At 40.9% G+C, this 23,418-nt stretch carries 19 protein-coding genes, 2 tRNA genes and 1 other RNA gene; 9 read left to right on the top strand and 13 right to left on the bottom strand.

Going from position 1 to position 23,418, the window contains the following annotated elements:
* Nucleotide 1 precedes the first annotated feature (1 nt).
* Entirely contained in the window at nt 2-877 is an 876-nt protein-coding gene (locus CGICJO_RS12315) for a hypothetical protein (RefSeq protein WP_486499131.1), read from the top strand.
* Nucleotides 878-1,127: 250 nt separating this feature from the next.
* Here CGICJO_RS12315 and CGICJO_RS12320 read toward each other — a convergent pair.
* From CGICJO_RS12320 to CGICJO_RS12330, 3 genes are all read right to left on the bottom strand, one after another.
* Nucleotides 1,128-1,204, bottom strand: a tRNA-Pro gene (locus CGICJO_RS12320).
* A gap of 34 nt (nt 1,205-1,238) precedes the next feature.
* Nucleotides 1,239-1,312 (bottom strand) — tRNA-Gln (locus CGICJO_RS12325).
* Between the two features lie 258 nt (nt 1,313-1,570).
* On the bottom strand, nt 1,571-2,944 hold the full coding sequence (locus CGICJO_RS12330) for a CCA tRNA nucleotidyltransferase (protein ID WP_486499132.1): 1,374 nt from the start codon (nt 2,942-2,944) through the stop codon (nt 1,571-1,573).
* A gap of 252 nt (nt 2,945-3,196) precedes the next feature.
* Here CGICJO_RS12330 and CGICJO_RS12335 point away from each other — a divergent pair, with 252 nt between their 5' ends.
* Nucleotides 3,197-4,546 (top strand): uracil-xanthine permease family protein, encoded by a 1,350-nt coding sequence (locus tag CGICJO_RS12335; protein ID WP_087377658.1) that lies wholly within the window; start codon nt 3,197-3,199, stop codon nt 4,544-4,546.
* A 33-nt stretch (nt 4,547-4,579) separates the two neighbouring features.
* Nucleotides 4,580-5,497 (top strand): cation diffusion facilitator family transporter, encoded by a 918-nt coding sequence (locus CGICJO_RS12340; RefSeq protein ID WP_486499133.1) that lies wholly within the window; start codon nt 4,580-4,582, stop codon nt 5,495-5,497.
* A gap of 538 nt (nt 5,498-6,035) precedes the next feature.
* On the opposite strand, the gene spo0A is transcribed toward CGICJO_RS12340, so the two are convergent.
* The 7 genes from spo0A to murD form a co-directional block, all read right to left on the bottom strand.
* Nucleotides 6,036-6,803 carry a sporulation transcription factor Spo0A gene (spo0A, locus tag CGICJO_RS12345; protein WP_486499134.1) on the bottom strand — a complete coding sequence of 256 codons (768 nt, stop codon included), beginning with the start codon at nt 6,801-6,803 and terminating at the stop codon, nt 6,036-6,038.
* A 251-nt stretch (nt 6,804-7,054) separates the two neighbouring features.
* Nucleotides 7,055-8,278 (bottom strand): aminopeptidase, encoded by a 1,224-nt coding sequence (locus tag CGICJO_RS12350; protein ID WP_486499135.1) that lies wholly within the window; start codon nt 8,276-8,278, stop codon nt 7,055-7,057.
* Between the two features lie 70 nt (nt 8,279-8,348).
* The gene (locus CGICJO_RS12355) at nt 8,349-9,605 is read right to left on the bottom strand and encodes a methionine gamma-lyase family protein (protein ID WP_486499136.1); all 1,257 of its coding nucleotides are present in this window, start codon (nt 9,603-9,605) and stop codon (nt 8,349-8,351) included.
* Nucleotides 9,606-9,727: 122 nt separating this feature from the next.
* Nucleotides 9,728-10,501: a GNAT family N-acetyltransferase gene (locus CGICJO_RS12360; RefSeq protein ID WP_158096241.1), complete on the bottom strand. Its 774-nt coding sequence runs from the start codon at nt 10,499-10,501 to the stop codon at nt 9,728-9,730.
* A complete protein-coding gene (locus tag CGICJO_RS12365; RefSeq protein WP_486499137.1) occupies nt 10,498-11,556 on the bottom strand; it encodes a M42 family metallopeptidase in 1,059 nt (352 codons plus the stop codon). Before CGICJO_RS12365 ends, CGICJO_RS12360 begins: the two co-directional genes overlap by 4 nt.
* Nucleotides 11,549-12,592 (bottom strand): M20/M25/M40 family metallo-hydrolase, encoded by a 1,044-nt coding sequence (locus tag CGICJO_RS12370; protein ID WP_486499138.1) that lies wholly within the window; start codon nt 12,590-12,592, stop codon nt 11,549-11,551. Before CGICJO_RS12370 ends, CGICJO_RS12365 begins: the two co-directional genes overlap by 8 nt.
* Before the next feature lie 11 nt (nt 12,593-12,603).
* On the bottom strand, nt 12,604-13,992 hold the full coding sequence (gene murD, locus CGICJO_RS12375) for a UDP-N-acetylmuramoyl-L-alanine--D-glutamate ligase (RefSeq protein ID WP_486499139.1): 1,389 nt from the start codon (nt 13,990-13,992) through the stop codon (nt 12,604-12,606).
* A 156-nt stretch (nt 13,993-14,148) separates the two neighbouring features.
* Between murD and pdxR the strand changes: the two genes are divergently transcribed.
* Nucleotides 14,149-15,522, top strand: a complete 1,374-nt coding sequence (gene pdxR, locus CGICJO_RS12380) for a MocR-like pyridoxine biosynthesis transcription factor PdxR (RefSeq protein ID WP_486499140.1) — start codon at nt 14,149-14,151, stop codon at nt 15,520-15,522.
* Here the strand turns inward: pdxR and CGICJO_RS12385 are convergent.
* Nucleotides 15,495-16,589: an AI-2E family transporter gene (locus tag CGICJO_RS12385; protein WP_486499141.1), complete on the bottom strand. Its 1,095-nt coding sequence runs from the start codon at nt 16,587-16,589 to the stop codon at nt 15,495-15,497. The two genes, pdxR and CGICJO_RS12385, sit on opposite strands and share 28 nt — an antisense overlap.
* A gap of 106 nt (nt 16,590-16,695) precedes the next feature.
* On the opposite strand from CGICJO_RS12385, the gene rnpB reads away from it, so the two are divergent.
* The 3 genes from rnpB (at nt 16,696) to trpB (ending at nt 18,968) form a co-directional block, all read left to right on the top strand.
* Nucleotides 16,696-17,056, top strand: an RNA gene (rnpB, locus tag CGICJO_RS12390) — RNase P RNA component class A.
* A 96-nt stretch (nt 17,057-17,152) separates the two neighbouring features.
* A complete protein-coding gene (locus CGICJO_RS12395) occupies nt 17,153-17,674 on the top strand; it encodes a peptidylprolyl isomerase (RefSeq protein WP_486499142.1) in 522 nt (173 codons plus the stop codon).
* Between the two features lie 40 nt (nt 17,675-17,714).
* Nucleotides 17,715-18,968 (top strand): tryptophan synthase subunit beta, encoded by a 1,254-nt coding sequence (gene trpB / locus CGICJO_RS12400; RefSeq protein ID WP_486499143.1) that lies wholly within the window; start codon nt 17,715-17,717, stop codon nt 18,966-18,968.
* 414 nt (nt 18,969-19,382) lie between these two features.
* On the opposite strand, the gene CGICJO_RS12405 is transcribed toward trpB, so the two are convergent.
* Nucleotides 19,383-20,837, bottom strand: a complete 1,455-nt coding sequence (locus tag CGICJO_RS12405; RefSeq protein WP_087377684.1) for a nicotinate phosphoribosyltransferase — start codon at nt 20,835-20,837, stop codon at nt 19,383-19,385.
* Between the two features lie 15 nt (nt 20,838-20,852).
* A complete protein-coding gene (locus tag CGICJO_RS12410; protein WP_486499144.1) occupies nt 20,853-21,527 on the bottom strand; it encodes a cysteine hydrolase family protein in 675 nt (224 codons plus the stop codon).
* 335 nt (nt 21,528-21,862) lie between these two features.
* Here CGICJO_RS12410 and CGICJO_RS12415 point away from each other — a divergent pair, with 335 nt between their 5' ends.
* The gene (locus CGICJO_RS12415) at nt 21,863-22,108 is read left to right on the top strand and encodes a helix-turn-helix domain-containing protein (protein WP_087377689.1); all 246 of its coding nucleotides are present in this window, start codon (nt 21,863-21,865) and stop codon (nt 22,106-22,108) included.
* 135 nt (nt 22,109-22,243) lie between these two features.
* Entirely contained in the window at nt 22,244-23,413 is a 1,170-nt protein-coding gene (locus CGICJO_RS12420; RefSeq protein WP_486499145.1) for an NAD(P)-dependent malic enzyme, read from the top strand.
* Nucleotides 23,414-23,418: the final 5 nt, after the last annotated feature.

Here is a 23,418-nt window from a genome sequence, read left to right on the forward strand (position 1 = left end):
GATGTTTAAACCTAACAAAAACCACTTTACCATTGGAATTTTAATTCTTATAGTCGGAGTTTGCAGTACTTTCATTTCTGCTTGTGGTGATGAGTTTTTATATTTTCTTTACATAGGAATATTCTTTATATTATTCGGAGTTTCTCTGATGCTCATTTATAAAATATCAGTTTCTAAACAAAACAGGAAACAAAAAGAAATTACCTCACAACAGGATTTTATCGATTTGAATTTTGAAAATTCTTTGCCACAAATTTTTAGCGGATATATAATTAAAAAATACTGCTCAGATTATCTCTGTTTTCTTGATGATAACTTTTTCAGACTTTCAGGAATGGTCAATAAAGAAATATATTTTGAATCTGTTTCAAGCAAAGTTAACAATAATTCAATTGGAGTAAATCTCACAGAAACAGACGAAAGAATAGGATATGTTTACAATGGCAAAACTCAAAACGACATAAACGAGTGGATTTCATCAGGTAAACCAGTTATTGGAAAAATTATTAAGGCAACCGAACTTGAGTTTAACAAACCTGTGGTTATATTCCAAGCAGGCTTTTATGATACTTTAGCAAATTTTGATTTTCAAACCTTCCCCATCATCAAAACAGATATATTAGATGACCTAAACACAAAAAGAGCTGAAAATCTAATTAAATGCAAAACCGGCAGCCAATTACTTTATGAAAAAAATCCTGCCGACAATACATATGTGTTGACCGACACAAACAGCTTCAGAGAAGTCGGCGAGCTTCCAAAAAGCGCAATCCGATTCATAGAACAAACCCAAGGTCAAAAGATTATCCTGCTGGACAACATAGAGCCTGCAACACCCGACACCGTAACCGCTTCAGCAAAAATTTATACACTATAAAACTCAACCCACCAGCCTTGTGAAAAGCTGGTGGGTTTTCGATATTCTATAAACGTAATATTAAACACGAAACTCTTTTTATTATTTTTTCAATTTTTGTCAACTACTTTTTTCTTTCTCGGCAAAATTGTCGCTTAACATAAAAAGGCAGAGAACCGATTAACGATTCTCCGCCTTTATTTTCGTTACTAATCCGAACATGCCTGCTGTGAAAATGTATATCACGTCAGATGTTCGGATTATTGTTATTTGGTCGAGGTGACAAGATTCGAACTTGCGACTCCATCGTCCCGAACGATGTGCGCTACCAAACTGCGCTACACCTCGATTTAAAAACAGCCCCGAATAAGCTCGGGGCTGATGGCTGCGGAACTAGGATTCGAACCCAGACAAACAGAGTCAGAGTCTGTCGTGCTACCCTTACACAATTCCGCACTGACAACATAGCCTATTATACTCATTTATAGGGAAATGTCAAGCCTTTTTTAAAACTTTTTTTAATTTTTTTCAAAAATTTTTTTCTCCCCTATCCCCACTTCTTTTTTATATGTTTATTTCTGTTATTTTGTCTATTTTGGTATTTTAGGAAATTTTTCCACAGGCGTGAAAAATTATTCAAGAATAATCTTTAAACTCTCTATATACTTATCGAAAAAAGACAAGCGTCGGCGATATGCTCAACGCTTGTCTTTTTTAATTGTTTAAAATATATTCCTGTGCTGTTTCGATAAGTATACCTTTTTCGTTGGGTATTTCTTCTTCAATAACCTTATTTAAAAGGTAATTTAAAATATCTCCTATCTTTTTTCCGTCGGTCACGCCTGAGGAAATGAGGTCTTTTCCGTTTATGTTTAAGTCCCTTACTCGGTAACATTCACCGTTTCTTACAACCTCATACAAAAGCTCGGAGGCTGAAAGGGCCGCCAAATATCTTTTCTTTATTTCATAAACATTTATTCCACGGTATATACATTTCCAGAAATCAAAAAGCAAAAATGTCTTTTCATAACCCAGCTTATTCAAAAGCTTTTTTACAGCCGGTTTGCTTTCCGGCACTTCAAGATTTCTGTTTTTGATAAGGCACACCGCAATATCAGACACAGAGTTTGAACAGCGAAGCCTTTCAAAAATTCTTTCGGCAACAGCTGCACAGAGAGTTTCAAAGCCGCAGTCTGTAAGCTTATTTATCTCAACAACCGGACTTCCCAGGCAATGAAAAAGTATTGCGCCTCTCAAAGCGTATTCGTGGTTTTTCTCCTGATAGCTTTGAACATAACCAAGAGCGGTGGCGCAGTACTGCCACAATGTTCTCTCCTTTATTTCTCCCTTGTAATCACGGTATTTTATCTTTGTATTGATAAGGGGTTTTATCTCAGGAAGAATAACCAGAAAGATATCCTTGTATCTTCTCAATACATATTTAGCATCTTTTCCACAGATAAGCTTGAAAAACTCTGAGGATATTCTCTCGGCTGAAATTTTTTTAAGCCCTGCTGCATTTTCTCTCATGCCTGCGGCGGTTTCAGGTTCTATTGAAAATCCAAGAGTGGAAGAAAAGCGCAGACATCTTAAAATTCTCAAAGCGTCCTCGGAAAATCTCTCACGGCTGTTTCCGACACATCTTATTGTTTTATACTGCAAATCACACTGTCCGTGGAAAAAATCTACAAGCCCGTCTTTTCTATTATACGCCATTGCATTTATGGTAAAGTCACGGCGTTTTAAATCCTCTTTTAAGTCGGAAACAAACTCCACCTGGTCAGGGTGGCGCATATCTTCATAGCCTGATTCACTGCGGAAGGTTGTGGTTTCGTATACTTTTTTATTTATAACTATTCCCACGGTTCCGTGCTGGATTCCTATATCCACCGTTTCCATATCTGAAAAAATCTCTTTGGTTTTTTGGGGCGGCGCATTTGTGGTTAAGTCCCAGTCCTGAGGATTTTTCCCCATAAGGCTGTCCCTTACACATCCGCCGACTGCATAGCAGTCGTATCCCTTTGAATAAAGGGTATCTATTATATATTCCACCTCCACCGGAAGATGGATTTTTATATTATTTTCCATAACATCCTCTTGTATAATTTCATGTAATATTTTTATATTTAATTATACCACAAAACAATACTCACAATAAAGAGGTAACGGAATAGTTTTATATTGTAGCTAATATTTTTTACTTTAAAAATGCTAAAAAATTTATTGTATTTTTCTTTTAGGTTTCTATTGACAAATGCTTTTTCAAATTATAAAATTTAAAGAATGTGTGTTTGAGTTTCCCGAGAACCGCATGAATTTTTATAGAAACGGAATGATGGTATGTTTTCAAAAATCAACGACGTATTGTTCCCGGGTCACAAGGAGTATCCACAGATTCCTGCGGGTAAAGCTCTTATTCTGGGACTACAGCACGCCTTTGCCATGAGCTGCGCTACAATTCTTGTACCGCTTGCCACTGGACTTGACGTAGGCGTTGCACTGTTTGCCGCAGGTATCGGCACACTTATTTTCCATATCTGTACAAAGGGCAAGATGCCGACCTTTTTGGGAAGCTCCTTTGCCTTTATCGCCGCTCTTTCATCCATTATCGGAAATTCCGCATTCGGAAACACCAAGGAAGAGCAAATAGCCGCAGCCTGCGGAGGTATAATCGTTGCAGGCGGTATCTATGTTGTAATCGCTTTGATAATAAAGCTTATAGGAAGCGGTTTTATTGAAAAGCTTATCCCTCCGGTTGTTCGTGGCGTTGGAATAGCAATTATAGGTCTGGGTCTTTCCGGCTCTGCTATTTCAAATATTCAGTCAATCAACCCTGAAACCGGAGCGCCTTATTTTGACGCTTTGTACTACTGGAGATGGGGTATCGCTATTTTCGTACTTCTCACAGCTATTCTTCTCTCCTGTTACGGAAAAGGACTTTTAAAACAGTCCTCAATTGTAATTGCCCTTTTGGGCGGTTATATTGTAACCATGACCGCTGTAGGCACAGGAATTGCACCGTCAGAGCTTATGAGCTTCGGCGACCCGGCGGCAGGTACAGGAATTTACAGAAATCTTTTTGAAATTCCAAACTTTGTACTGCCAAGATTTGATTTAGGCGCAATTATAATAGTAGCCCCTGTTGCAATAGTAACCTGTGTTGAACATTTGGGCGACGTTTATGCAAACGGTGCTGTTGTAGGCAGAGATTTCACAAAAGATCCCGGACTTCACAGAACAATGCTGGGCGACGGTCTTGCAACTATGGCTGCCGGATTTATGGGCGGTCCATCCAACACAACATATTCCGAAAACACCGCTGTTCTTGCCGCAACAGGCAACTATAACCCGGCAAACCTTAGAATTGCCGCTGTTATTGCAATCGCAGTAAGCTTCTTCGGAAAAGGAATCGGCGCAATAGAAACACTTCCTACCTGTGTTTTGGGCGGCGCATGTATTCTCCTTTACGGTATGATTTCTTCCGTTGGTCTGAGAACACTTGTTGAAAACCAGGTTGATTTCAAGAGCAACAGAAATCTTTCAATTGCCGCAGTAATGCTTGTGCTTGCTATCGGCGGCGCAGTAATGGGCGGCCCTGATTTTTCACTTTCCGGAATCGGTCTGAGCATTATTGCCGGCATAGTTTTAAATCTTATTTTGCCTGATAAATCAAAAGCATCAGAAAACTAATTGCTTAACCTTTTTTATAAGGAGGTCTTTACTATGAAAAACGAAAACTCAAAGCCCGCTGTTGTTAAAACAAAGAACACTGAGTCAGAAACCTATATCGCTTATAAGGTCTCTGTGGTTAGTATTATCGTCAATGTAATTTTATCTTTGTTTAAATTCTTTGCAGGTATATTTGCAAATTCCGGAGCTATGGTTTCCGACGCTATTCACTCCGCTTCGGACGTTTTCAGCACCTTCATCGTTATAATAGGTGTAAAGATTTCCGGCAGAGAGTCTGACGATTCCCACCGCTACGGTCACGAAAGAATGGAATGTGTTGCCTCTGTAGTGCTGGCGGCTATTCTCATGGTTACAAGCTTTGGAATTGGCTACAGCGGTTTTATGCAGATACTCAATTCTCAGGAAACAGAAATCAAAGTCCCCGGTATTTTGGCTCTTATCGCCGCTGTGGTTTCTATAGCCGTTAAGGAATGGATGTACCATTACACTATGCACGGCGCTAAAAAAATCAATTCAGGGGCTTTAAAAGCCGACGCATGGCATCACAGAAGCGACGCTATTTCCTCTGTAGGAAGCCTTATCGGTATTTTGGGTGCAAGACTTGGTTTCCCTGCCGCTGACCCGATTATGAGTATCGTTATCTGTGTAATTATTCTTAAAGCCGCTTTCGATATTCTCAAGGACTCTATCGACAAAATGGTTGATAAATCCTGCGATCAAAAAACTATAGATGAAATGAAAGAAAAGGTTTTATCCGTTAAAGGCGTTATGCACATAGACGATATTAAAACCAGACTTTTCGGAAATAAGATATATGTGGATATCGAAATTTCTGCCGACGGAAATATGACTCTTTTTGAAGCTCACAACATCGCCGAGGATGTTCACGACCTTATGGAAAAGGATTTTCCTGACGTAAAACATTGTATGGTTCACGTTAACCCACATTGATTCTTAAAATAAAACTCAGCAGACATTAAAATCTGCTGAGTTTTTTATTTTTATAAGATTATAATAGAGCGTCCCTAAGTAAAATAAACAAAAGTCAACCGAGAGCAAGCCATAAATTAAGAAAAAGGTATCACCCGCCATACTATAAAGTTATTTCATAGCTAAATCCTTGCATAGTAAAAATAAAAAATAAAATCAAAGCCAACCGAGAGCGAGCCATTCCAAAGACTAAGGAAAAGGTCTCGCCCGCCATGTAATAAAGTTAATTTATTATCCAAACTTTTGCATGGCGGATATAAAAAACTCGCCCGCTATGTGATGAAGTCTATTTCATAGATAAATCCTTGCATAGTAAAAATAAAAAATAAAATCAAAGTCAACCGAGAGCGAGCCATTCCAAAGACTAAGGAAAAGGTCTCGCCCGCCATGTAATAAAGTTAATTTATTATCCAAACTTTTGCATGGCGGATATAAAAAACTCGCCCGCCATGTAATAAAGTTCATTTCATAGCCAAACCTTTGCATGGCGGAACTAAAATTAGCTGGCGTGTTTTAGTTGGAGACGGAGCTTGTCGGAAATCATGGCGATAAATTCGCTGTTTGTGGGCTTTCCTCTTCCGTTGTGGATTGTGTATCCGAAATAAGAATTTAATACGTCCACATCACCTCTGTCCCAGGCAACCTCTATGGCGTGCCTTATGGCTCTTTCAACTCGTGATGAGGTGGTTTCGTATTTTTTGGCAACTGTGGGATACAGCTGCTTTGTAACGGCATTTATTATGTCAGGCTTTTCGACGGATATGATTATTGAATCTCTCAGGTAGTGATAGCCTTTTATGTGGGCAGGTACACCTATCTGATGAAGAATTTCAGTTACTCTCACTTCAATTCCGTTGTCACCGCCTGGAAGCATTGCGCTTTTGTCCTTGTTGAGCTTTATAAGTCTTTGTATGTTGTCTGCCAAATCCTGAAGCTTGAAAGGTTTAAGTACATAATATGAAGCACCTGCGGACATTATTTCACGCTCGATAAGTGAGCTGTGAAAGCTTGAAAATACTACAAAAAGCGGCTGTTTTATGTTTTGATTTTTTGTTATGGCTTTTAAAACGCCCATAGAGTCAGTATGTGTCATAAGCGAGTCCATAATAACCACATCTGGCGAGTCGGAAAGTATTCTTCTGATGAGTTCATCCCCGTCTTTTTGACAGAAATCAACAAGCATATTCATTTGTTCAAGGGTTAAAAGCTCTTCTTTTGAAAATTCCGACGCTTCTTCCGTAATTATTACCGATATTTTATTGTCCATTGTGAAAATCCCCCGTACTGTTTTATTTAATGTAACTATATTACCATAAATTGGTAATTATAGCAATACTTTACATTCATTTTTTTTAATTTTTTATCGACAGGAAAAACTCTTTTTTCCTCTTAAAAAACACCGTGGGACAGATTAAAATCTTTTATACTTTTATAAAACAACATTTGCAAAAACAAAAAATTAAACCGGCTGAAACATAAATTCAACCGGTTTTAATGATAAAATTTTGCTGTGTAAAATCAGATACAGAAGTTGCCGTCTTTGAAAATCTGGATTTCCTGACCGTCGGCGGTAATTCCGTAAATATTCAAATCCTTTGTGCCAATCATAAAGTCCTCATGGATTATTGAGTCGTTTACACCCATATTTCTAAGCTCTTCCAGGGTGTACTTGTCGTAATCCTTTACGCAGTTTGTAAATCCTCTTCCCAAGGCAAGGTGGCATGAGGCGTTCTCGTCAAAGAGAGTGTTGTAGAAAAGCAAACCGCTGTTGTTTATCGGTGAATCGTAAGGAACCAAAGCGCACTCACCCAGCATTGCGGCTCCCTCGTCCATTGTAACCATCTGCTGTAAAAGCTCCTGATTTTTCTCCGCCTTTACTTCAACGACCTTACCATTTTCAAATCTCACGCTGAAATTCTCAATAAGCTGTCCCTGATAGGAAAGGGGCTTTGAGGAATAAACAATGCCGTCGGCTTCTCCGGCTTTTGGAGTTGTGAAAACCTCCTCTGAGGGGATATTGGGGTTGAAGAAATTGCCCTCAAGGGAATACTCTCCGCCGCCCATAAAGAGAGCCTGCTCCATAAGTCCCACTGTAAGGTCTGTGCCGTTGGAGGATTTATACACAAGCTTTCTCAGGTTCAAGGAGTTGAGATAATTGCATCTCTGCTCAAGCTCTTCATTGTGCTGTTTCCATGCTTCAATTGGGTCTTTGTCTGCTCTTGAGGTATAGAGTATTGCCTCCCAGAGCTTCTCCATTGCCTGACTTTTATTGAGGTTCGGGAACACTTTCTTAGCCCATTTAACGCCCGGAACTGCGGCTATGCACCACTGATAATGGTTGTCCATCTCGTCAAGATACTGCTTTAAAACCTTGTATCTTGCCTGCTGGGATTTTGCGTATTTCTCCTGCTTCATTCCTGCAAGGCCGTCCGGGTCTTCTGAAAGAATGTAAATCATTGCAGGAAGTCTTTCAAGGCGGTGTTTTACCTTTTCAAGCTCCCAGTTTTCCACTGTTGACAGAGTTTTCTGTGTTCTGTAGCGCACATGAATTTTTGTGAGAGGCTGGAAATTCCATTCAACCTCAACCTTTTTTGCGCCAAGCTTGTAGCACTCCTCCACAAGCATCGCAATAAATTCCGGCTGGTCCAAGTCGGCTCTTATAATTACTTCCTGACCCTTTTTAATATTTACTCCTACGGAAGCTATAAGATTTGCATAGCTTCTCATCACTGTTTTTTTCATATATCACACCTCTGTGCATTAAATACATTATATGTTATTTATATACATTTTTTAAAAGTATATTCAAGGTTTATGAATTAAGCATTGAGTTTGCGGCAAGCATTACTCCCATTTTTCCGCTGTGGAAGTTAAGTCCTCCCTGCATCCATACTGCATACGGCTCTCTTAAAGGTGCGTCTGCGGAAAGCTCTATTGATGAACCCAAAGTAAATGCGCCTGCTGCCATTATAACCTTGCTGTCATAGCCGGGCATATCTGATGGTTCCGGATATACAAAGCTGTCAACCGGTGCGCCCTTCTGTATTCCACGGCAGAAAGCGCAGAGCTTTTCGCTGTCCCCAAGCTTCAATACCTGAATTATGTCCCCTCTTCTTTCGTTGTACTTAGGTGTTACTTCATATCCCAAAATTTCAAAGAGAGCGGAGGCAAAAACCGCTGTTTTCAGTGCTTCTCCGGACACGTGGGGTGCGTGGAATGCGCCCATGAAAAGCTCTCTGCTCTGGTTAAGGGTTGCGCCCTGTTCTCTGCCTATTCCCGGAGTTGTAAGGCGGTAAGAGCACATCTCAACAAGCTTTTTCTTTCCTGCAATATATCCGCCTGTAGGGGCAATTCCGCCGCCGGCGTTTTTAATAAGGGAGCCTGCCATTATGTCAACACCGCAGGAAAGGGGTTCTTTTTTCTCCACAAACTCGCCGTAGCAGTTATCAAGCATTATAATTGTCTTTCTTGATTTTTTTCTTACTGCACGGCAGATTTTCTCTATGTCGGCACAGGTGAGAGTTGGGCGCAGGCTGTAGCCACGGGAACGCTGGATATAGACCATTTTCAAGTCTTCGGTAACTCTGTTTTCTATAGCTTCCAAGTCCACTGTTCCGTCCTCTTTAAGCTCAACCTCGTCGTATTTAATTCCGAAATCCTTTAAAGAACCTGGGTAATTACCCTCAATTCCTATTGTGCTTCTTATGGTGTCGTATGGTGTTCCGGTAACGCTGAGCATTGTATCTCCCGGTCTTAGCATACCGAAAAGGGCAACCGCCAAGGTGTGAGTTCCGCAGACAAAGTTATGTCTTACCAAAGCGTCCTCAGCGTCAAAAGCATAAGCGTAAACCTTATCTAAAATATCTCTTCCTCTGTCCCCTATTCCGTAGCCTGTAGAGGCGGCAAAGTGTGATTCGCTTACTCCTGCCTCCTGAAAAGCTTTCAGCATTTTAAGCTGGTTAAATTCCTGTATTTCGTCAATTCTTGCAAATTCATCTTTGCACAATTCCATAGCCTTTTTTGAGGCTTCAACAATTCTTTCATCAATATCAAAAAACGGTACTGCCATTCATTTCATCCTTTATTTTTTATTTCCGCCTTTGGAAAGGTTTTATTTTCAATTAACATTCTTAAACGGTGGGTCAAAGCTTCCAGCTATAATTCTGTTACATTCCCACCTGTGGTAACTATTTAAAAATATATTTCCTTCCACGTTCCGCAATTTATGTAACCGGCGGTATTATAAAACTTTTCGTTTTTATTTTCTTCTCTGTATAGATAAATCTTTTTCTTTTCACGGAAAAGCTGACTTGTTATATATTTGGTCATATATGTTCCGAAGCCCTTGTTTCTGTATTTCTTTCCCGTTGCCACCGCACCGATTATGGCGCAGTTTTCAGTTTCCGCAACTGTCATGGCGCAGGACACAAGGTTCCCATCGTTATCCTCTATGCCGCAGACCCTTGAGGTGTTTCTCCTCTGTTTAAATGAGATATCAAGGCAAAAGCTTTCACAGTCCGGAAGATTGCTGTTGTTGGAAAAGTTTTCCGCAAGGAGATTGTAAACATCTTTAAGCTTCGGGCTTATCACTCTGTCGTTTTCTGCAAGCTGAGGTTTTGGGAAAATATATCTCATGATTTTTCCTGTGGTTTCCTTTTTACATTCCAAATCAAGGGAGTATTTTCCGTCCATCAGCAAACTTGTGGCTCCGGCAACCCTTATAAAAGACGCTATTTCCTCAAGGTCCGCTTTATCAGTGAGATACAGCACAAACTGGGTCCCAAGCCTTGACAAAGCGGCAACAGCCTCTTTATTTTTATCAAGCTGAACCCAAAAATCCGCAAAGGGAATAAGCTCCCTGTAAGCATTAAACAGGGAAGCTATTCTGCAAACAAAAGGGTCGTCGCCGGGGAATTTATCAAGATAATTTTTTATATCAAAATCGCCCTCATGTATTTTTATCATACGCTTTGGGCTCCTCTTAAAAATCTTGAGATAAGCTTCTTTGTGAGCTTCAAAGAATCTTCCATATCGCTTAAAGACACAAGGGAAAGTCCCGAGTGTATATATCTGCATGGAAGTGACAAAGCCAAGGTTCTCACGCCGCCACGGCTTGTGTGGATTGCTCCGCTGTCGTTTCCCCCTGCAACCGCAGACTTTACCTGAGCTTTAACGCCTATATCCTTTGCAGCTTTAAAGGCTTCCTTAAACATTTCCTTGTCATAAATTGTGCTTCTGTCCATAAATGAAACCACAACGCCGTCGCCTACATGGCACACAGCTTTGCTGTCCTCACAGCCGTGTATATCGGAAGCTGTTGTGGACTCCAAAACTATGGCGTAATCCGGGTCAACGGTATATGCGGCGGTTTTCGCCCCACGCAGTCCCACTTCCTCCTGCACCACAAAGGTAAATGTGCAGTCGTATTCAAGCTGTGATTTTATAAGCTCAATCATTATAAAACAGCCTGCTCTGTCGTCTATGGCTTTGGCTTTTAATGTTGTGCCCAGGCTTACTGCGTCCTCGTTTATCTCAAAAGGTGAGTAAAAGCACACGCTGTCGCCGATACTCACATACTTTTCAGCCTCTTCACGGCTTTCGGCTCCTATATCTATATACATGTCGGAGATTTTCGGAACTGCTTCCTTCTCATCCTCAGAGCAGAGATGTATAGGCTTTACTCCTATAACTCCGTCTATTGAGTTTTCGCCAACGGTTACACGCTTTCCGAAAACCACACGTCTGTCGATACCGCCTACCTGGTCAAATTTCAGAAAACCTCTTTCCGTTATATATGTGACCATAAAACCAACCTCGTCCATATGGGCGGAAATCATAAGCTTTTTATCGGGTGTTTTAAGTCCCTTTTTAAAAACTATAAGGTTTCCCATATTGTCGGTTTTTATATCATCGGCATAGTCCTTAATCTCTGAAATTATAATATCCCTTACCTTGGTTTCATCTCCGGAAATTCCCGAGCAGGTGCAAAGCTTCTTTAAAAGCTCATATCTTTCATTCATCTTTAACACCTCCGGAAATTACAAACTCCGCCAAAAGCTCTGCTGTGTATTTTACATCATTGATTTTGATAACCTCGCAGGCTGTGTGCATATATCTCAAAGGAACCGAAACAAGTCCGCACTTTATTCCGTCTTTTGAAACACTGAGCTTATCGGCGTTTGTGCCTGTGCGCATTGTCCATACTTCCTTTTGATAAGGTATACTTTTATCTTCGCATATATTTACAAGCTTATTTGTGACCTTTTTATCAAGGGTTGAGGAATAGCAAATCATTGTGCCTTTTCCCAAAGTTCCCGGATTACAGCCCTTTAAATTATCCGGCTGTTCAGCAAAGCTTGTGTCTACTGCAACGGCTGTTGAGGCTGTTGTTTCAAATCCCCCTGTTATTGCTCCTGCCCCGTTTGTTTCCTCCCTTGAGCTGAAAAGAAACTCTACATTTCCGTTATAACCCATATCATTTAAAATATGGGCGCAGCAGATAAGAGCGGCAACTCCCGCACGGTTGTCAAGTCCCGGTGCAGCGATTTTATCTCCCAAAAGCTCGCAGGGCTTTGAAAAGAATGTGGCTCTGTCGCCTATTGAAACTATTTTTTCTATCTCTTTTTTGGAAAGTCCGCAGTCCACCCAGAGGTTATCCTCTTTTATGGCTCTGTCCTCTCTGCCGTCGGAAAGGTGAGGCGGTGTATTGCACACCACGCCCATAATGTTTCTCTCTCCTTTTATTATAAGGGGAGAACCCTGCATAACTCTCATGTCACAGCCGCCAACCTTGGCAAGCTTTAAAAATCCTTTTGAATCTATCGACACCACCGCAAAGCCTATTTTGTCTGTGTGGGCGTCAAGAAGCACAGAAGCTTTATTTTTATCGCCTATAAAGGCTCTCATATTCCCGTTTCTTGTTTCGATTTCAGGTCTGATATTTTCCGGAAGATTTTCCGAAATCACACTGAAAATTTCTTTTTCCTCGCCGGCTGTTCCACCTGCTGCGGTAAGCTCAAAAAGAAGCTTTTTTATAAATTCTTTATTAACCGTCATATGAAATCACATTAAAGTCCCATAACTATGGACTTAAAGTGCTTTCCCCTTTCGTCAAAATTTTTGTAAAGGTCGAAGCTGGCGCTTGCCGGTGACATTGAAACTATATCGCCGCTGACTGCAACCTCTTTTGCCTTCTGCACTGCTTCTTCCATTGTGTTTACTCTGAATATTACCGGATTGTTTTCGCTGTAGTTATCTGAATTTTTTACAGCCTCTTCTATTTTGTCCGCTGTTGCACCCAAAAGTATGAGATACTTTACCTTGTCGCAGATAACAGGGCCAAGAGGTGCATAAGGTATATGCTTGTCGTATCCTCCGGCAATCACGATAATTTTGTCTTTATAGAGGGAAAGTGTTCCGGAAATTGTTCTTGTAGGGCTTGAAGCGATTGAATCGTTGTAGTACTTAACGCCGTCCAATTCACGGACAAACTCCATTCTGTGTTCAACTCCGTTAAATTCCTTTGCAACCTTGTTTATTGTTTCAACATCGGCAATTCCCCACACTGCGCTGATTGCTGTCATATAGTTTTCTACATTGTGCATACCCGGAATTCTTATATCCTTTATATCTAAAACAGGTGTTATAATTCCGTTGTCGCTGTATTTTATCATATCGTTTTCAAGATAAGCACCGTTTTCAACCTTGCTATTTCTTGAGAACTTAACAAGCGCTCCTCTTACGTCCTTTGAAAAACCCTCTGTAATCTCGTTGTCTTTATTTAAAACAGCTTTACAGAAGCCGTCCTGGTGGAGAATTATGTTTTTCTTTGCGTCGATGTACTCCTGCATATCCTTATGTACATCAAGGTGGTTAGGCGCTAAGTTTGTCACAACGGCAATATCCGGTGATTTTCTCATTGAGATAAGCTGGAAGCTTGAAAGCTCTACCACAGCGTAATCCTCTTCATCTATGTCGTAAATCTCAGGAAGAAGTGGATTTCCTATATTTCCTCCCAAGTGAACCTTTTTACCGCTGGCCTTTAAAATCTCGGAAATAATGGTTGTGGTTGTTGTCTTTCCGTCTGAGCCTGTAACTGCAATTATTTTGCATGGGCAGAGCTTAAAGAAAACCTCCATTTCGGATGTAACAACAACACCTCTTTTTCTCATTTCGTTGAGCTCATCCATATAGAAACGCATACCCGGAGTTCTGAAAACTATGTCTGCGTGAATATCTTTAAGGTAATTTTCACCCAGGCTCAGCTGTGCTCCGCATTCCCTTGCAAGCTGTGCATTTTCGCCCAGCTGTTCTTCTGTTCTCTTGTCGCAGGCGGTAACTATTGCGCCACGGTCTGCAAACATTTTAATAAGAGGGAGATTGCTTGTGCCTATTCCGCAGAAAGCCACCCTCTTGCCCTTTATATCGTTAAAAAATTTATCTGCCTGACGGTTCATAATAAAACCTCCGTATAAAAATAGTTTATTGTTAAAACCCTATCATAAAATTATACTTTTATTCTCGGTAAATATCAATGTTTTTTCAGAAAAACTTGTATTTAAAGGGGAAAAATAGTATTATTCTTTTAAAGTCACGGTTAAAGGAGAAAAACTATGCTCTACGATTGTTTGCAGATAGATAAAAATTCCTCTGTCCCTATTTATCAGCAGATTTATAATTCCATTAAAACCGCTGTTGAACAGGGGGCATTAAGCAAGGATACAAAGCTTCCCTCAATACGAAAGCTTTCCGACTCTCTGCTTGTTTCAAAGACAACTGTTGAAAGCGCATATCACCAGCTTTGCGCCGAGGGCTATATACGAAATGTGCCACGCTCCGGCTACAGGGTAAACGCAGAAATAACAAAAACAGATGGAAATGTCTTTCAGTCCGAAAGCACAAATCCGAAACAAGAGCACAGAATTTACCGTTTTGATTTCGGCACAAAGGCGGTAGACAACAGCACCGCAAACCTTAAAGTATGGAAAAAATATGTCCGTGATATTTTAAACCGTGAATACCTTTTGAACACCTACGGAGAACCTCAGGGAGAACTGTCCCTTAGAAAGTCACTTGAAAAATACAGCTTCAGCGTAAGGGGCGTTAACTGCTCTGAAAACAACATTGTAATCGCCGCAGGCACACAGCTTCTCTTATATATTCTCTGCGGTCTTATGGGAAAGGAGCTTAAAATCGCCATAGAAAAAGGGGCATACATTCAGGCGGAACAGGCTTTCCGTGACCTTAGGCACAATATAGTTTACTGTCCCTTGGACAAACACGGCGTTATTCCGGATTTTATTAAAAACGAAAAGCCCGATTTTCTTGTTTTAAACCCAAATTCCACCGGAAAAGACAGAAAAGCCATGCCCATTGAAAGAAGAATAAAGCTTATTAAAGCCGCAAAGGAGGTTCACTGCACAATAGTTGAGGACGACTACAACGGAGAGCTGAGATACACCACAAGACCTATTCCCTCAATGCAGAGTCTTGACTCAAATCAGGTTGTATACATGGGTTCATTTTCAAAAATTCTTCTCCCCGGCGTGCGTATAGGTTATATGGTTCTCCCCCATTTTCTTTTGGAAAAGTACAGAACTGTTTCCGCCTACTACAATCAAACCGCATCAAAAACAGAACAGTTGGCTTTAAGCAGATATATTGACGAGGGCAAGCTGGAGGCACATCTCAGAAAGGCAAGAAAACAGTACAGCCTGAAAAGCCAAAAGCTCTGCGAATGTATGAAAAGCCGTTTTAAAAACAAGCTTTTAAAATACAGAATCAACGAAACCTCTCTTACTGCCGATTTTCTTTTAAACACAAGTTTATCGGAAACCGATATTTATACCATGCTTTTAAATCAGGATATAAACACGGTAAAACAGCGTGACGACTTCAATCTTACATTGAGCTTTTCCGGTATCGACCTTGAAAAAATCGAAGAAGCCGTTGACTGCATTTATTCATCACTTTTAGCCTCTTTGTGATTATTTTCAGTAAAGGGACTTTTCAAAAGGTTCAGCATAACCAAAAGCTTATACAGAAGAAAATAAAAGGTGAAAAACAAAAACACCCAGAAGCTTTTAAGCTGCAAAGAGAGAAAAACCGCCGCCATTCCCAAAAGGGGATGAATTTTCAGCGACACGGAAACTATTTTAGGTTCTGCTATTTCTCTTATAATTGAAATCAAGAGCCAGCTTACAAACAGTGCGCCCGCCACAAAATAATTTCCCGTAAGAAGATTTACCGCCGCCAAAGGAAGATATATAAGTCCCGGGCCCAGTATGGGGATTATATCAGCAACTCCGCTTAAAACAGCAAATAAAAAGGCGTACTTTATCCCCAGAACGAAAAATATAAACAAAGTTTCCAAGAAGGTCACAAGATAAATTATCATATAGGATTTAAAAAACGATTTCATCATCCTGCCGCCCTCTCCGAAAAGAGTTCCTATTATTTTTTCGGACTTCGGAGGCAGGATATTTTTTGAGCCTTTTTTCAGCTTTTCAAAATCGTGGGTAAAATGATAGGTGGAAAGAATTGAAGCTAAAAATCCCATAAACACTATTGGTATAACGGTAAAAAGATTTGCTATATATCCGTATGCCGCCGACGCCGCTTCCACCGCCCTGCCTGCGGAATCCATAACATTGTTCATGTTTCTTTGAAGAAACTCCGAAGTGAAAATTCCGTTATACCATTCCATAAAGCGATCGATGTAGTTTTCTTTCTGCAAAAAATTTATTATGTCGAAAATCTCCTGCACAAGGGAAATTATCACCCAAATCAAAAGACCCACAACGGACAAAAATATAATCGCAGTTATCACCGCCGCAGAAAATCCTCCAAGAAATTTCAGCTTATTTTTCAAAAAGCGGTACACCGGCTGCATTATCGCCGCAAAAACAAAGCCTATGAAAAAGGGCGCTGTGCAGGGAAAAGTCCAAACGAACAACAAAAACAAAACTGTATAAATGATTGTAAACTTAACAGCAGGCGCAAAACGCTCATAGAAAAAGCTGTTTTTAATCCTGTAAACAAAAGAATATCTCATTTTTTATTCACTGCTTTCCTTTTATTTCCCAATAAGTATGCCCTATTTCCTTAAAAAAATTAAAATAAATTGACAAGAGCTTAGAAATGTATTAAAATCAATTATACGAGTAAGCTGAACAGCTGCGGACAAACGCCGAAAGGCTTTGCCCGAGGAAAGTCCGGGCTCCACAGAGCAAGAATAACGGCTAACGGCCGCCGGGGGCGACCCTAGGGAAAGTGCAACAGAAAGCAACCGCCCGATCATCTTTTGATTGTCGGGTAAGGGTGGAAAGGCGAGGTAAGAGCTCACCGTGGCTGCGGAGACGCAGCTGACGTGTAAACCCTATTCGGAGCAACACCGTGGAAAGGAACATATACGTCTGCTCGGCGTGTTCCAATGGAGGTGGCGTTGAGCAGTGTCGGCAACGCACTGCCAAGATAGATGGCTGTTCACGACAAAACCCGGCTTACAGGTTTACTCGCATATTTATCGGGTAGGCAAAGAGGCTTTACGTCACTTTGTTTACCCGATAGATTTTTATACTTTTGCAAATTTTAATTTTTTATAAAGGAGAGAATACCATGAGCGCAAACCCACAGGTTACAATCACCATGGAAAACGACGACAAAATTGTTTTGGAGCTTTATCCGGAAATCGCACCAAACACAGTTAAAAACTTTTTAAGCCTTGTAAACAAGGGCTACTACAACGGCCTTTGCTTCCACCGTGTTATTTACGGATTCATGATTCAGGGAGGCTGTCCGGAAGGCACAGGCATGGGCGGCCCCGGCTACACAATTAAGGGCGAATTTTCCGGCAACGGCTTTAAAAACGACCTCAACCACACAGAGGGTGTTATCTCTATGGCAAGAGCTATGAACCCTGATTCAGCCGGTTCTCAGTTCTTTATCATGCACAAAAACGCTCCTCATCTTGACGGAAGCTATGCCGCTTTCGGTAAAGTAATCGAGGGTATGGACGTTGTAAACGCCATCGCAGAGTGCGACACAGACTTCCGTGACAAGCCTTTAGACCCACAGGTTATGAAAACTGTTACAGCTGAAACCTTTGGTGCAGAGTACGGCGAGCCTGAAAAAGTTTGATATTGATTTTATATAAATAATAAAACAAGAGGTGACAAAATTGGAAAAGAAAACTTACAAGGATTTCGACAACTATTTAAAAAGATATCCTGACAAAAACGGTTACTTCGGCGAGTACGGCGGACAGTTCCTGCCACCTGAGCTTATCCCTGCTTTCAAGGAAATCGACGACGCATACGAGGAAATCTGCCACAGCTCCCAGTTTATCAGCGAGCTGAGAAGAATAAGAAAAGAGTTCCAGGGCAGACCTACTCCTGTTTACCACTGCGAAAGACTTTCCAGAATGCTTGGAAAGGTTCAGATTTACCTCAAGCGTGAGGATTTGAACCACACAGGCGCTCACAAGCTCAACCACTGCATGGGCGAAGGACTTCTTGCAAAGTACATGGGCAAAAAGAAAATCATCGCTGAAACAGGCGCAGGTCAGCACGGCGTTGCCCTTGCCACTGCCGCCGCATATTTCGGCCTTGAGTGCGACATTTACATGGGCGAAGTTGACATTGCAAAGCAGCACCCAAATGTTATCAGAATGAAAATGCTTGGTGCAAGGGTTATTCCTGTTACTCACGGACTTAAAACCCTTAAAGAAGCTGTTGACGCCGCTTTTGATGCATATCTTAAAGAATACAAGGACGCTATCTACTGCATCGGTTCAGTTGTCGGCCCTCACCCATTCCCGAAAATCGTAAGAGATTTCCAGTCTGTTGTTGGTATTGAGGCAAGAGAGCAGTTCCTTGAAATGACAGGAATTCTTCCTGACGCAGTTACCGCCTGTGTCGGCGGCGGCTCCAACTCCATGGGCATGTTCGCAGGATTTTTAAGCGACCCTGTTGACATTTACGGTGTTGAACCTTTGGGACGTGGCAGTGCAATCGGCGACCACGCCGCAAGCATCACCTACGGCAAAAAGGGTATTCTTCACGGCTTTGAAAGCTATCTTCTCCAGGACGAAAAGGGCGAGCCTCTTCCTGTTTACTCTATTGCCAGCGGACTTGACTATCCGTCAGTAGGCCCTGAGCACGCATATCTCCACGACTGCGGCAGAGTAAACTATGTATCAGTTGACGACGAAGAAGCAATGAAAGCATTCTTCATGCTCAGCCGTTACGAGGGTATCATTCCTGCAATCGAAAGCTCTCATGCTCTCGCTTACGCAATGAGATACGCAAAGGAACACGACACAGGTTCAATCCTCGTATGCCTTTCCGGCCGTGGCGACAAGGACATCGACTACGTCTACGAAAAATACGGCACAGGCGAAGATTTTATTTCCGACGGCAAGGCTTCTATCTGAAAATAAACTATCGTTTTCCGTCGGGCGAGACCTTTTGCTTAGTCTTGGGAATGGCTCGCTTACATTTGACTTTTTTATTTCCGACCTGAAAAGTCTTACAAGTAAATTAACGTCTGTACAGGTCGGGCGAGACCTTTTGCTTAGTCTTTAGAATGGTTCGCTCTCATCCGACTTATTTATTTCCGGATTGTAAGAGTTTGGATTGGAAATAAAATTCATTTCAAGGCGTGAGAGATCTTCTGCTTAATCTTTGGAATGGTTCTCTTACATTTAACTTTTTTATTTCCGCTTTACTAATTTTAGTTTGGAAATAAACACTATTTCAATAAATATAAAAACAACCGTGGTTCTTTAAATTTTGAACCACGGTTATTTTTTATATAACTAAATTCCTCTATCAAATTCTAATACAACTTAATATGACAATGATTTCAACAAATCGTGCTTGATATCCCAGAGCTTCTGAGAAAGGTCCACATAATACTCATGTGGGTTTTCAAATCTTGTAACCTCGTCCCAGAGGGTTTCAAGCTGTTGTTTACAGTATTCTCTGATATGTTCAAGACCCGGCATCTTTACGCACAGTTTTCCGTCCTTGAAATACTGAACTCTCAGTTCCCTTGCATAGAAGTTTGTTATTGTCTTTCTCTTCCATGTGGCGTTAGGGTCGAATATCTCATATGGCTTACTGTCGTCAATTTTTTCATCAAACAATGTCAGCACATCGCCCAGCGCTTTTCCTGTTTCTCTGTCATAAAGTCTCCAAAGGTTTTTACGGCATGGGTTTGTTATCTTCTCAACATTTTCGCTTATCTTAATTTTCGGAGTTACTGTTCCGTCTGGATTTTCAATAGCCGCAAGCTTATAAACACCGCCGAACACCGGTTCTGATGATGAGGTTATAAGTCTTTCGCCTACTCCGAACAAGTCAACCTTTGCCCCCTGCAAAAGCATATCCCTTATTATATATTCATCAAGAGAGTTGGAAGCGCAGATTTTACAATCCGGATATCCTGCCTCATCCAGCATCTTTCTTGCTTTCTTTGAAAGGTAGGTTATATCGCCGCTGTCTATTCTTATTCCCGATGGTCTTAACCCCTGAGGCTTTAATATTCTGTCAAAGGTGCTTATTGCATGTGGCACACCTGATTTTAATGTGTTATAGGTATCCACAAGCAATGTACAGTTTGTTGGGTACTGTCTTGCATATGCGTCAAAAGCCTCCTGCTCTGACGGGAACATCTGTATCCAGCTATGTGCCATTGTTCCCAGTGCAGGGATACCGAAATCTCTGTCTGCGCAGGTACATGCTGTTCCTATGGCTCCGCCGATATATGCGGCTCTTGCTCCGTATATTGCGCCGTCATAGCTTTGGGCACGGCGTGAACCAAATTCCATTACCGCTCTTTCCCCTGCGGCTCTCACAATTCTGTTTGTCTTTGTGGCGATAAGGGTCTGGTGGTTTATTGAAAGCAAAATCATGGTTTCAACAAACTGCGCCTGAATAACAGGTCCTCTCACTGTTACAATAGGCTCACCGGGGAAAATCGGTGTTCCCTCGGGAACTGCCCACACGTCGCATTTAAACTCAAAGTCACGGAGATATTTAATAAAATCCTCTGAAAACATCTTTTTGCTTCTCAGATATTCTATGTCCTCATCGTCAAATTTCAGGTTTTTCAGATACTCAACCACCTGTTCAACGCCTGCCATTATAGCAAAGCCGCCCTTGTCTGGATTTTTTCTGTAAAACATGTCAAAATAGGCTATTCTGTCACCTATTCCGTTGTTAAAATATCCGTTTGCCATTGTCAGCTCGTAAAAGTCTGTAAGCAATGTTAAATTTCTCTGTTTATCAAGATTATACACTTAATTCGTCTCCTTTTAAAAAACTATATCCTTCGGAACTTCTATTCCGTTTGTTTTCATATTATAAAAAGCAAACAGGTTTGAAATATCTCCGCCGTGTGAACCGCCGTCATAGGTTTCGCAAAGGCTTTGAATTACAATTACTCTTTTATTTACATTTCTTCTGTTAAAATCTGTTTTAAGGCTTAAAGCAAACTGCAAAACACAAAGGTCGGTACAGCATCCGCATATGATAAAGTTTTCAATATTATTATGGTTTTCAAGCCATTTTTGAAACTCCGGCTCGATAAATCCGTTGGTGGAATTTTTCTTTATCTCTGTACCCACAAAATATTTCCGGATTTCTGAGGTGATCTTCTCCTCCTGGGTCTCGCAGATACAGTGTGGCGGATAGGAAGCAAACTCCTGACAGTCTTTATTATGGCTGTCGCAAAAAGCCAGCATTTCAATTTTATTTTCCTTGCAGGCTTTTACAAGCTCGGCGGTTCTTTCATTTATAGCCAGAACTCTTGGGCTTGACAACGCTCCTTCCTTTACAAAACCGTTGACCATATCAACTATTATCAAGGCGGTTTTTTCATTTTCAAAAGAGTTTAGCTGTATTGAAGCTTGTAAGTCAAGCTCTTTAAACATATCTGTAAGTACGGAAGCTGTGTTTTCTTTCATAACATCCGATAAAGCTTTAAACATATAAATTGCCCCTTTCTTTATAGCAATAATAATATATTCCAATATTCAGTTGTAAATGAACCTAAATAAAACGAAATGTCATAAAAAAATTAAAATATTGTAAATATTAAAGGGAAACTGTATCAAAATTTTAAATTTTTTATCGAAAAACACTTGTTTTTTTTCGTTAAGAGTATTATAATGTATTTACTCGCTATTTATTTTCTTAGAAAGAATTATCGTGATTATATACTTTCTTAATAGCAGTTTTCTCGGGGTATCGGCTTGACGATTCCTGTTTTTATTTTACAATACCAAAAAATAGGCGGTAAATCCGCTTACAGGGAGTGCAAAAAATGAGATTAAGGAAACAGTCTTTAGGCGACAGAAATCTTGTGGGAGCAAGGGTAGAAGCAGCCAGAAAGAAAAAGGGTATGAAACAAAAAGAACTTTTAGCTCAGCTTCAGGTTAACGGTGTCGATATGAACGCTTCCGGTCTTTCAAAGCTTGAAGGTCAAATCAGATTTGTCACAGATATTGAACTGGTCGCTTTAGCTGATATACTTGAGGTTTCTGTAGATTACCTTTTGGGCAGAGAATAATCGGACTATATTTTTAAAATTTGCGGACACATTGGTGTCCGTTTTTATTTTGTAAATAATTATAATCTGTTTGACACAAAGAGGAATAAGTATTATAATTTTCAAAGACAATAATCAAATTTTGAGGTGTTGTAAATGAATATCAGAGAAGAATCACTTAAAAAGCACTATGAATGGAACGGCAAAATCGAGGTAATTTCCCGTGTTAAGGTAAACACATCCGAGGACCTGTCCCTCGCCTACACTCCGGGCGTTGCTGAACCATGCCTTGAGATAAACAAAGATTACGAGAAATCCTTTGAGCTTACAAGAAGAAACAACCTTGTAGCTGTTGTAACAGACGGTACAGCTGTTTTAGGTCTTGGAGATATCGGCCCTGAAGCAGGTATGCCTGTTATGGAGGGTAAATGCGCTCTCTTTAAGGAATTTGCAGACGTTGACGCTTTCCCAATCTGCGTAAGAAGCAAGGACGTTGACGAGATTGTAAGAACTATTTATCTCATCAGCGGAAGCTTCGGAGGAATTAACCTTGAGGATATTTCCGCTCCAAGATGCTTCGAGATTGAAAGAAAGCTCAAGGAAATCTGCGATATTCCTGTTTTCCACGACGACCAGCACGGCACAGCTGTTGTAGTTGCCGCAGCTCTTATCAACGCTCTTAAAGTTGCTGGCAAAACTATGGACAGCATTAAGGTTGTTGTAAACGGCGCAGGTTCCGCAGGAATTGCAATCACAAAGCATCTTTTAAACCTTGGTGTTAAGAATGTAACAATGGTTGACCGTTTCGGCATTATCTGCGAGGGCATGGAAGAGCTCAACTCAGAACAGGCTTATATGGCAACAATTACAAATAAAGAGCACATGAAAGGAACTCTTGCGGACGCTATGAAGGGCGCTGACATGTTCCTGGGCGTTTCCGCTCCTAATATTGTAACAAAAGAGATGGTAGCTTCCATGGCTGAAAAACCAATCGTATTTGCTATGGCAAACCCAACTCCTGAAATTATGCCTGACCTTGCCAAGGAAGCAGGAGCCGCTGTTGTGGGAACCGGCAGAAGCGATTTCCCAAATCAGATAAACAACGTTTTAGCTTTCCCCGGTATTTTCAGAGGAGCACTGGACTGCCGTGCTAAGGAAATAAACGAAGAAATGAAAATTGCCGCTTCCTACGCAATAGCAGGACTTGTAAGCGACGAGGATATTTCCAGCGAGTACATACTCCCTAACGCACTTGATAAGAGAATCGGAAAGGCTGTTGCTCAGGCAGTAACAGAAGCCGCCAAGAAATCAGGTGCCGCAAAATAAAAATT

It is taken from the genome of Candidatus Limousia pullorum (assembly GCF_057405065.1).